The organism is Pseudomonas sp. HMSC065H01 (assembly GCF_001815235.1).
Classification (GTDB): domain Bacteria; phylum Pseudomonadota; class Gammaproteobacteria; order Pseudomonadales; family Pseudomonadaceae; genus Pseudomonas; species Pseudomonas aeruginosa.
Genome location: NZ_KV819844.1, coordinates 39,613 through 50,107 on the forward strand (window position 1 = coordinate 39,613; position 10,495 = coordinate 50,107).

The 10,495-nt window shown below is 69.5% G+C and carries 9 protein-coding genes; 6 read left to right on the top strand and 3 right to left on the bottom strand.

What is annotated here, in order from left to right; genetic code table 11:
* Positions 1-84 precede the first annotated feature (84 nt).
* From HMPREF3014_RS04735 to HMPREF3014_RS04760, 6 genes are all read left to right on the top strand, one after another.
* Entirely contained in the window at positions 85-1,809 is a 1,725-nt protein-coding gene (locus tag HMPREF3014_RS04735; protein WP_015648711.1) for a carbamoyltransferase family protein, read from the top strand.
* A gap of 43 nt (positions 1,810-1,852) precedes the next feature.
* On the top strand, positions 1,853-3,016 hold the full coding sequence (locus HMPREF3014_RS04740) for an MFS transporter (RefSeq protein WP_003114866.1): 1,164 nt from the start codon (positions 1,853-1,855) through the stop codon (positions 3,014-3,016).
* 1 nt (position 3,017) lies between these two features.
* Positions 3,018-3,686, top strand: a complete 669-nt coding sequence (locus tag HMPREF3014_RS04745) for an HAD family hydrolase (protein ID WP_003103648.1) — start codon at positions 3,018-3,020, stop codon at positions 3,684-3,686.
* On the top strand, positions 3,683-4,321 hold the full coding sequence (locus HMPREF3014_RS04750; RefSeq protein ID WP_003088740.1) for a YdcF family protein: 639 nt from the start codon (positions 3,683-3,685) through the stop codon (positions 4,319-4,321). The genes HMPREF3014_RS04745 and HMPREF3014_RS04750 overlap by 4 nt, the downstream gene beginning before the upstream one ends.
* A 148-nt stretch (positions 4,322-4,469) precedes the next feature.
* On the top strand, positions 4,470-6,314 hold the full coding sequence (locus tag HMPREF3014_RS04755) for a copper resistance system multicopper oxidase (protein ID WP_023085211.1): 1,845 nt from the start codon (positions 4,470-4,472) through the stop codon (positions 6,312-6,314).
* The gene (locus tag HMPREF3014_RS04760; RefSeq protein ID WP_023085210.1) at positions 6,311-7,366 is read left to right on the top strand and encodes a copper resistance protein B; all 1,056 of its coding nucleotides are present in this window, start codon (positions 6,311-6,313) and stop codon (positions 7,364-7,366) included. The genes HMPREF3014_RS04755 and HMPREF3014_RS04760 overlap by 4 nt, the downstream gene beginning before the upstream one ends.
* 19 nt (positions 7,367-7,385) lie before the next feature.
* Here the strand turns inward: HMPREF3014_RS04760 and HMPREF3014_RS04765 are convergent, their stop codons facing one another.
* The 3 genes from HMPREF3014_RS04765 to HMPREF3014_RS04775 form a co-directional block, all read right to left on the bottom strand.
* Positions 7,386-8,609, bottom strand: coding sequence for a DUF2235 domain-containing protein (locus tag HMPREF3014_RS04765; RefSeq protein ID WP_023087545.1), 1,224 nt, complete (start codon positions 8,607-8,609; stop codon positions 7,386-7,388).
* A gap of 202 nt (positions 8,610-8,811) precedes the next feature.
* Positions 8,812-9,993, bottom strand: a complete 1,182-nt coding sequence (locus HMPREF3014_RS04770) for an aminotransferase class V-fold PLP-dependent enzyme (protein WP_003120247.1) — start codon at positions 9,991-9,993, stop codon at positions 8,812-8,814.
* Positions 9,994-10,138: 145 nt separating this feature from the next.
* A partial coding sequence (locus HMPREF3014_RS04775; RefSeq protein ID WP_139147661.1) for an ATP-binding cassette domain-containing protein occupies positions 10,139-10,495 on the bottom strand: 357 nt, incomplete at its 5' end.

Genomic DNA, 10,495 nt, shown 5'->3' on the forward strand with positions numbered 1-10,495 from the left:
AGATCTGGCAGGTTGTTGGGCTCCCGGTGCCATGCAACCTATTACGCCTCTCGCCCCCCACCCGTTCGCGCAAGAGGACACCGCATGATCATTCTCGGGATCACCAACAACGACCTGGCCGGCGCCTGCCTGGTGCGCGACGGCGGGATCGTCGCCGCCGCCAGCGAGGAGCGCTTCACCCGCCAGAAGGACCACAAGGCCTGGCCGAGCCGCTCCATCGACTATGTGCTCGGCGAGGCCGGCATCGACCTGGCCGACATCGACCGCATCGCCTACGGCTGGAACGCCGGGTTCGACGCCGGGCGGCACCTCGACCTCTACCTGGACCGGGTCCTCGAGGAAGCCCGCGAGCGTCCCGAGGGCCTGCCGCACCTGCGTAAGCGGATCGCCGACGAGATGGCCAACGACAAGGCCAAGCGCGGCGAATTCGATGCCTTCGTCCGCGCCAACGGCCTGCGCGGCAAGGTCGAGTACATCGACCATCACGAATGCCACGCCCTCGGCGCATTCGTCTGCTCGCCGTTCGACGAGGCGCTGACCCTCACCTGCGACGGCCGCGGCGACTTCCAGTCGCTCACCGTCACCCACTACCGCGCCGACGGCGGCGAGACGGTCCTGCAACGCGAGACCAGCGTCGACAGCCTGGGCTACTTCTACGGGCGCATCACCCGCCTGCTCGGCTTCAAGCCGAACCGCCACGAAGGCAAGATCACCGGCCTGGCGGCGTTCGGCGACGCGGAAAAGCTGCTGCCGCTGATGAACGACATGATCCGCCTGGAGAACGGCCGCCTGCGCGCCCGCTGCGGCGAACTGTACCTGCCCTCCTACGACGGCTACAGCGATCCGCTGCTGCAACGCTGCGCGGCGGAACGCCCGGCGGATGTCGCCGCCGCCGCGCAACGGCACTCCGAAGACCTGCTGGTGGCCATCGCCCGGGAGCACGTGGCGCGCACCGGCTGCGCCAACCTGTGCCTGGCCGGCGGGGTGTTCGGCAACGTCAAGCTGAACCAGCGCCTGCGCGAGATCCCCGGGGTCCGCGATGTCTACGTGCTGCCCTGCATGGGCGACGGCGGCCTGGCCCTGGCCGCGGCGGTGGCGGTGGCCTATCGCGAGAACGGTACGCGCTTCCCGGCGCCGAGCATGGCCCTCGGGCCGGACGCGCGCAGCGCCGCGCAGAATGCCGAGCTGATCGCCAGCCAGTACCCGCAGTTGGCCTACAGCCGGCCGGCCAACCTGATCGAGACGCTGGTCGAAGCGCTGCGGGAAAACCAGGTGCTGGGCATGTTCAAGGGCCGCATGGAGTTCGGCCCGCGCGCCTTGTGCAACCGCAGCATCGTCTACCATCCCGGCGATGCCAGCGCCAACGACTGGCTCAATCAGCGCATGGAACGCACCGAGTTCATGCCATTCGCCCCGGTCACCGCGGTAGAACACGCCGAGGCTTGCTACGTTGGCTGGCGTGAAGACCAGGTGGCGGCCGACTACATGACCATGACCTACGACTGCCATGCGGATTTCCGCGCGCGCTGCCCGGCGGTGGTGCATGTCGACGGCACCGCGCGGCCGCAGATCATCCGGCCGCAGGCCGATCCGTTCATGCACGCCCTGCTGCATGCCTGGCATGCCCGCAGCGGCCAGCCGGCGCTGATCAACACCTCCTTCAACCGCCACGAGGAACCGATCGTCTGCGCCCCGCAGGACGCCCTCGGCGCGCTGGAGGACGGCATGGTCGACCTGGTGGTGCTGGGCGAGTCCCTGCTGGTCTGGCGCAAGGGCGAGAACGCCTTCGCCAGGGCGCGCTTCGAGTGAGGCGCAAACCGCAGCGAACCGGCACGGCGACGCGGGAACCGGCATGTACCTGATCTTTTCCGGCTACTTCGCCGCCGAGGGGCTGATCTATCCGTTCTGGCCGACCTGGCTGGCCAGCCTGGGCTTCGGCGCCAGCCAGATCGGCCTGTTGATCGCCGCGGCCTACTGGCCGCAGGTGATCGCCGGGGTGGCGCTGACCTACGTGGCCGACTGGCGCATCGACCAGTTGCGCCTGGCGACCCTGCTGGCGGCCCTGGCCGGCGCCTGCGCCCTGCTGTTCCAGCTGGCCGAGGGCCTGCCCCTGTTCATCGCCCTGAGCGTGCTCTACGGCGCGTTCTGGACCAGCGTGCTGCCGCTCACCGAATCCTACCTGCTCAAGCGCGACAAGGCCGCCCTGCAGAACTACGGGCGGGTACGCGCAGTCGGTTCGCTGGCCTTCATCCTCACCGCGACCCTGGGCGGCCTGCTGCTCGGTCGGTTCGGCCAGCAACTGGTGCCCGCCCTGGTCGGCCTGACGATGCTGCTCACCGCGCTGGCCTGCCTGTTCCTCCGTCGCCGCAGCCTGCGCCGTCCGGACTCGCCGCTGCCGGGCGCCAGGCGCCGTCCCGACCTGCGCGGGATCCTCCGGCAACGCCCCCTGCTGCTGGCCATCGCCGCGGCGGGAATGATCCAGCTGAGCCACTCGCTGTACTTCACCACCGCCTCGCTGGGCTGGCAGACGCTGGGCTACTCGTCGTTCTCGGTCGGCGCCTTCTGGGGCCTGGCGGTGATCGCCGAGATCAGCTTCTTCGCCGTCTCCAACCGCATCCTGGACCGCCACCCGGCGCTCCAGGTGATGCTCTTCTCCAGCCTTTGCGCGGCGCTGCGCTGGGGCCTGCTGGCCGGCAGCGAACACCTCGCCGCGATCCTCCTCGGCCAGTGCCTGCACGCCCTCAGCTTCGCCGCCTACCACGCCGCGGTGATGCGTTACATCCGCGACCACGCGCCGGAAAGCGCGCGGGTACTGACCCAGGGGATCTACTACTCTCTGGCGGTAGCGCTGCCCATGGGCCTCGCCAGTCCGGCCGCCGGCTGGCTGTACGAAGGCCTGCCGCAGTGGTCCTATCTGATCATGGCGCTGTTCGCCCTCGGCGGCGCGGTCCTGGTCTGGCTTGCCCTACAGAGTGCCCGAGATGCATCGACTAGCGTTTTCAGCCGTTCTGTTTGACATGGACGGCGTCCTGATCAGCTCCCGCGAAGCCATCGCCGCGGCCTGGAGCCGGGTTGCCGGCGAACAGGGCGTGGCGCTCGGCCCGGACTGCCTGCGCGACCACGTGCACGGTCGCCCGGGCGGCTACACCCTGGACTATCTGTTCGGCCACCTGCCGATGGAGCGCCGGCGGATCCTCAAGCAACGGGTCGATGCGCTGGAGGAAGGCGCCGACTGTCCCCTGCTGCCCGGCGTCGCCGCGGTGATCCGCCAGTTGCGTTGGCTGGACGTGCCCTTGGCGCTGGTCACCAGCAGTTGGCCGGCACGCATCGACCACGTGCTGCGCCAGCACGACCTGCAGGCGGCGTTCCGCACCCTGGTCAGCCGCGACGACGTGGTCCACGGCAAGCCGGCTCCGGATGGCTACCGCCTGGCCGCGGCCAGGCTCGGCGTGGCACCGTCGCGCTGCCTGGTGTTCGAAGACTCCCTCAGCGGCGTGCAGGCCGCCTGCGCCGCCGGCGCGACCTGCGTGGCGATCGGCGAGGAGAGCGGCCTGCTCGCCGCCGGCGCGCGCTGGTCGGTCCGGGATTTCCGCGAGCTGCGGATCGTCCGCGAAGACGACCGGCTGTACTGCCAGCATCGGCACCCCGCCACGACCGGCAGCGAGAGGAGCGTTGGCGTCCCATGAGCCCGACCCTGCAAGATGCCCGGCTGCTCTGGGACTTCCTCGGCCAGGGCCGCTGCCATGTGCCCTGCGAACTGCTGGTGGTATGCGGCTCCTACGACCTGCGGGTCTGCGACCACGCCTGCGAACTGCTCGAACGCGGCCTCGCCGAACGCCTGCTGTTCACCGGCAACACCGGGCACTGGACGCGCCATCTCTGGGTCGAGCCGGAAGCCGAGCTGTTCGCCCGCCACGCCAGGGCACGCGGGGTAAGCGACAGCCTCATCGTGATCGAGCCGCGGGCGACCAACTTCGCCGAGAACATCGCCTTCGCCCGCGAGCTGTTCCCCGACCTGCGCCGCGCGACCTTCGTCACCAAGCCCAACTCGATCCGCCGCGTGGCGCTGACCCTGCCGGTCCGCTGGCCGGGGCTGGAGGGACACGTGGATGCGCCAGACTACGCATTTCCCGACGGCATCTCGAACCTGGTCGGCGTACTCGGGGTGATCGACGAGATGGTCGGCGACCTTGATCGCATCATGCGTTACCCGGCGCTGGGCTTCCAGGTCGCCTGCCCGATCCCGGCGCAGGTCATGGACGCCTGGGAACGCCTGGTGGCGCGCGGTTTCGACCGCCACCTGGTGAACCCGCCGCGCTGAGCTGACAGCACTGTAATCTTCCCCACAGCTTGCCGACAGGCGCGCGCCGCTAGGGTGTCCGCATCGCCGCACCGCCCTGGCGGGGCCGCGACCTCCCGGCTGCGCAGGCTCGCGCAGTCCGTCCTGCCACCTGCGTGGAAACCAGCGGATGCACAGAACTTCGCGACGCACCTTCGTCAAAGGCCTCGCCGCCACCGGTCTGCTCGGCGGACTGGGTCTCTGGCGCGCCCCGGCCTGGGCCCTGGCCGGGCCGGGCCAGCAGAACCTGCTCGCCGGCGACAGTTTCGACCTGTTCATCGGCGAGACCCCGGTGAACCTCAGCGGCTCGCCGGCCACCGCCATGACCATCAACGGTTCGCTGCCCGGCCCGACCCTGCGCTGGCGCGAAGGCGACAACGTGACCCTGCGGGTGCGCAACCGCCTCGCCGAGGACACCTCGATCCACTGGCACGGCATCATCCTGCCGGCCAACATGGATGGCGTGCCGGGCCTCAGCTTCGAGGGCATCGCTCCCGGCGGTCTCTACGAATACCGCTTCAAGGTCCGGCAGAACGGCACCTACTGGTACCACAGCCACTCGGGGCTACAGGAGCAGGCCGGGGTCTACGGCGCCCTGGTGATCGACGCCCGCGAGCCGGAACCGTTCAGCTACGACCGCGACTACGTGGTGCTGCTCAGCGACTGGTCGGACGAGAAGCCGCAGCGCATCCTCGCCAAGCTGAAGAAGCAGTCCGACTACTACAACTTCCACAAGCGCACCGTCGGCGACTTCATCGACGACGTCAGCGCCAACGGCTGGGCCGCGACCCTGGCCGACCGCAAGATGTGGGCCGAGATGAAGATGAGTCCCACCGATCTCGCCGACGTCAGCGGCTACACCTATACCTACCTGCTCAACGGACAGCCGCCGGACGGCAACTGGACCGGCCTGTTCCGCCCCGGCGAAAAGCTCCGCCTACGCTTCGTCAACGCCTCGGCGATGAGCTATTTCGACGTCCGCATTCCCGGCCTGAAGATGACCGTGGTGGCCGCCGACGGACAGCACGTCGAGCCGGTCAGCGTCGACGAGTTGCGCATCGCCGTGGCCGAGACCTACGACGTGATCGTCGAACCGGGCGGCGAGCGCGCCTATACCCTTTTCGCCCAGTCCATGGACCGCAGCGGCTACGCCCGCGGCACCCTGGCGCTGGCCGAAGGGCTTAGCGCGCCGGTGCCGACGCCCGATCCGCGCCCGCTGATCGGCATGGACGACATGGGCATGGGCGGCATGGACCACGGCGCCATGGGGCATGGAGCGGCGACGAGGCCCGCCAGAGAGATGGACCATTCGAAGATGTCGGGCATGGACATGAATGGCATGGACCATTCGAAGATGGCCGGCATGGACATGAACGGCATGGACCACTCCAAGATGGCCGGCATGGACCACTCCAGGATGGGCATGGACACCATGCCGATGCAGTCCCATCCGGCTTCGGAGGACGGCAACCCGCTGGTCGACATGCAGACCATGACGCCGACACCGAAGCTCGCCGACCCCGGCCTCGGCCTGCGCGACAACGGGCGGCGGGTGCTGACCTACGCCGACCTGCGCAGCCGCTTCGCCGACCCGGACGGCCGCGAGCCGGGGCGCACCATCGAGCTGCACCTGACCGGACACATGGAGAAGTTCGCCTGGTCCTTCGACGGCATCAAGTTCTCCGACGCCGAGCCGCTGCGCCTGACCTACGGCGAGCGCCTGCGGATCGTCCTGGTCAACGACACCATGATGACCCACCCGATCCACCTGCACGGCATGTGGAGCGACCTGGAGGACGAGCAAGGCAACTTCCTGGTGCGCAAGCACACCATCGACATGCCGCCGGGCACCCGCCGCAGCTACCGGGTCACCGCCGACGCCCTGGGGCGCTGGGCCTACCACTGCCACCTGCTGTTCCACATGGAGATGGGCATGTTCCGCGAAGTGCGGGTAGACGAAGGAGACAACGCATGAGCCGCCAGCCGAAACCCGCCCGCCTGGCCGGCGGTGCCCTCGCCCTGGGTCTGCTGCTGGGCCTGCCGAATCCCGTCGAGGCCGCGCAGGACAATGGCATGGAGCACTCGGCCATGGACCACGGCGCGATGCCTGGCATGGACCACGGCCAGAGGACCTCCGCCCCGGCGAAACCCATGGACCACCAGGGGATGGGGCATGGCCGGATGCCGGGGATGGACCACGGCACCGCATCGCCCGCCCCGGCACAGCCCATGGAGCACCAGGGAATGGACCATGGCCGGATGCCGGGGATGAGCCGCGCTGCGCGGCAACCTCCGGCGCAGGCCGCGCCCAGCCAGAGCCGTACGCCGATCCCGGTGCCGACCGAGGCCGACCGCCGTGCCGCCTTTCCGCCGCTGGAGGGGCACAAGGTGCACGACAGCGCGCTGAACAGCTTCTTCCTGCTCGACCAGTTGGAATACCAGGACGCCGACGACGGCAGCGCGCTGGCCTGGGACGCCAGCGGCTGGATCGGCGGCGACATCAACCGCCTGTGGCTGCGCAGCGAAGGCGAACGGCTCGACGGCAAGACCGAGGACGCCGAGGTCCAGGCGCTGTTCGGGCACGCCATCGGTCCCTGGTGGGACCTGATCGCCGGCGTGCGCCAGGATTTCAAGCCCGGCTCGCCGCAGACCTGGGCGGCGTTCGGCGTGCAGGGCCTGGCGCTCTACGACTTCGAGGCGGAAGTCACCGCCTTCCTCGGCGAGAACGGCCAGAGCGCGCTGCGCCTGGAGGGCGAGTACGACATCCTGTTGACCAACCGGCTGATCCTCCAGCCCAGCGCCGAGGTCAACCTGTACGGCAGGAACGATCCCGCCCGCGGCATCGGTTCGGGCCTTGCCGATAGCGAGCTGGGCCTGCGCCTGCGCTACGAGATCCGTCGCGAGTTCGCGCCCTACATCGGGGTGACCTGGAACCGCTCCTACGGCAACAGCGCCGACCTGGCCCGCGCCGAGGGCGAGGACGACGACGAGGCGCGCTTCGTCGCCGGTATCCGCATGTGGTTCTGAACGCGATCGCGGCCAGCCGCTAGCGGTAGCCGTCGAGCAACGGCGAGTCGTCGATGAGGTCGCAGCGTTCCAGCGCTGGCAGGTTGCACGGCCGGTAGTCGGGGCATTCGTCCAGCCGCCGCTGCACCGAACGGTGCAGCTTGACCCGGGTTTCCTGCCCGACCGGTTCCAGCGGCCGCGAGCGCGGCCGGCCACGCGACCAGCGCCAGGCGCGGTTGCCGCTGCGGCGGTCCCAGACCAGCAGCGGCAGCCACTCGGCCAGGCGCCAGGGCCGGGTCATCACCGGCAGGATCGGCGCGGTCGGGTCCGGGCCCTGCTTCGAACGTGCGCGCAACTGGTCGCGGCTGCGCGCCGGGTCGACATGCAGGCCGGCCTCCAGCGCCTCGCCGAGCATCCAGGTAAAGGCCACCAGAGCCAGCCGCGAGTCCTTCGGCGCATAGCCACCGCCGACATCGGAGTGCATGCCGGGGAACCACACCTGCAACACGTCGGACTTGCGGTCCTTCTCGCCGAACCAGAGGTTCTGCCGGAAGAAGCAGCGGCATTCGTCGATGGCCAGGGCCTGGCGGACCACGTCGACCATTTCGTTGTTCGAGGAATACGGCACGGTCAGCGGGTCGTAGACCCAGCCCACCGAGGTCACGGTGTCGAACAGGCCGAGGAAGTGCACCTTCACCTGCCGGCCGAAGACCTTGCGGAAGCGTCCCAGCAGGCCGAAGTCCGGTCCGCGGCGACGCGTGCCGGCCCGCTTGTCTTCGTCGCGGGGCGGCATGCGGGTGGTGAGCAGGGTCCAGGCGTAGTCGAAGAGGTGCGGCTGGTGCGCATCGATCAGGCCCACCGCGCGCAGCATCGCGGCCAGCACCCGCACCGCGTAGGCCCCGCGGGAAAAGCCGAAGAGGAATATCTGGTCGCCGGGCCGGTAGTGCTCGGCGAGGAAGCGATAGGCGCCCTCGACGTTGCGCTTGAGCCCCCAGCCGAAGGCCAGGCCGGCGATCCGCGAGGGAAACTTCTGCCACTCGAACAGGGTTTCCTTCAGGCCGAAGGTGCCGACGCCCTGGTCGTAGTAGGCCAGCACCCTGCGCGGATCGCGCGACAGCGAGCGGTACAGGCGCACCACGTTGGTCGGCTGGTCGCCGAAGCGGTTCGAGGTTCCGTCGATGCAGACCACCAACTGGCGCGGCGCGTCGTTGTCCTGGGCGCTGCCGGCAGACGGCAAGGCGGAATCGGGGGAGAGATCGTCCATTGGGCTCACGCAGGCAAAGCCTGACTTCCGTCGGCGGTGGATGGGAATGGCGACGCATGATACCCAACCTGGATGATCCGCCAAGCGCACATTGCCGGGAAATGGCGGCAAAGACGAAAAGCCCCTGAAGCCGCAGGGCGAATAACCGCTTCGCGGTTATCCGCAGCCCCTGGCTTCGGCGAGGGCGGGTCGAGCCGGCCGCTCAGCCTGCCCTGGATACCCCGAGGAACGGCTGCCACGCCGGCGCGCCACTATCCGCCGCGGCCTTGAGGGCGGCCACCGCCGCGTCGACGTCGGCCTCGCGGGTGTAGCGACCGAGGCTCAGGCGCACGCTGCGGCCAGCGCTGGCGGCATCGTGGCCGAGGGCGAGAAGCACGTGGGACGGCGCCGGCCGCGCCGAGTTGCAGGCCGAGGTGCTGGACACCGCCAGGCTGGACTCCAGTGCCTGGGGGACAAAGGCCGGGTTGTCGAAGGTCAGGTTCAGGGTATGCGCGATGCGTGCGTCGGCGCTGCCGTTCAGGCGCCAGCCGTCGATCTGCGCCAGCCCCTCCAGCAGACGCCGCTGGAGTCCGGCGATGCGCCTGCCCTCCTCCTCGAAAAGCTCGCCGGCGAGGGCGAAGGCCTCGCCCATACCGACGATCTGGTGGGTCGCCAGGGTCCCGGAACGCAGGCCCTGCTCGTGTCCGCCGCCGTGGATCTGCGCCTTCAGCCGCCGCTCGGCGCGCGGCCCGACGTACAACGCGCCGATGCCCTTGGGCCCGTAGGTCTTGTGTGCGGAGAACGACATCAAGTCCACCGCCAGGCGGCCCAGGTCGATCGCCACCTTGCCGCTGGCCTGCGCCGCGTCGACGTGGAACAGCGCGCCGCGCTCGCGCACCCGTTCGCCGATGGCGGCGATGTCGGTCAGGGTGCCGAGTTCGTTGTTGACCCGCATCAGCGACACCAGGCGGGTATCGGCGCGCCAGGCCGCCTCCACCTGTTCCGGCCGGATCAGGCCATCGGTGCCGGGCGCCAGCCAGGTCACGCTCCAGCCGTCATCGGCAAGTTGCTGCACGGTGTCCAGCACCGCCTTGTGCTCCAGGCGACTGGTGATCAGGTGGCCGGGTGCGTCCAGCGCCTGGGCCACGCCCTTGAGGGCCAGGTTGTTGGATTCGGTGGCGCCGGAAGTCCAGACAATCTGCCCGGCGCTGGCGCCGACCAGCGCGGCCACCTGCTCCCTGGCCCGCTCCACTGCCCGCCGCGCCTGGCGGCCGTAGGCATGGGAGTTCGACGCGGGATTGCCAAAACACGCCTGGTAGCCGAGACATTCCACCATGGCCCGGATCACGCGCTCGTCCACGGGCGTGGTGGCGGCGTAATCGAAGTACAACGGTAACGAACTCATCGCATTCCCCCAATCGATCGGACGGACCCGGAAGCCGACATGGCTCCTTGTCCCTGACGGGCCCGCAGGCCGATCTTAAGAAAAGCGCCGGGGCGTCTGGAAAGAACCTTTCGGAACATCCTTAGAGTCAGCATGGTTTCCCGCCTCAGATTCCCAGCCCGGCCACCCGCAGATGCTCTTCCAGGCGCAGCGCGGGTATCGCTCCGAGCAACTCGCGGGTATAGGGGTGGCGCGGCTGGCTGAACAGCGCAGCGGCGCTGCCCTGCTCCACCACCCGGCCGTCCTTGAGCACCAGGATGTCGTGGGCCAGGGCGCGTACCACGGCCAGGTCGTGGCTGATGAACAGGTAGCTCAGCCCGTGGCGACGCTGCAACCGACGCAGCAGCTCGACCACCTGGCACTGCACGCTGCGGTCGAGCGCCGAGGTCGGTTCGTCGAGCAGGATCAGCGCCGGCTTCAGCACCAGCGCGCGGGCGATGGCGATGCGCTGGCGCTGGCCGCC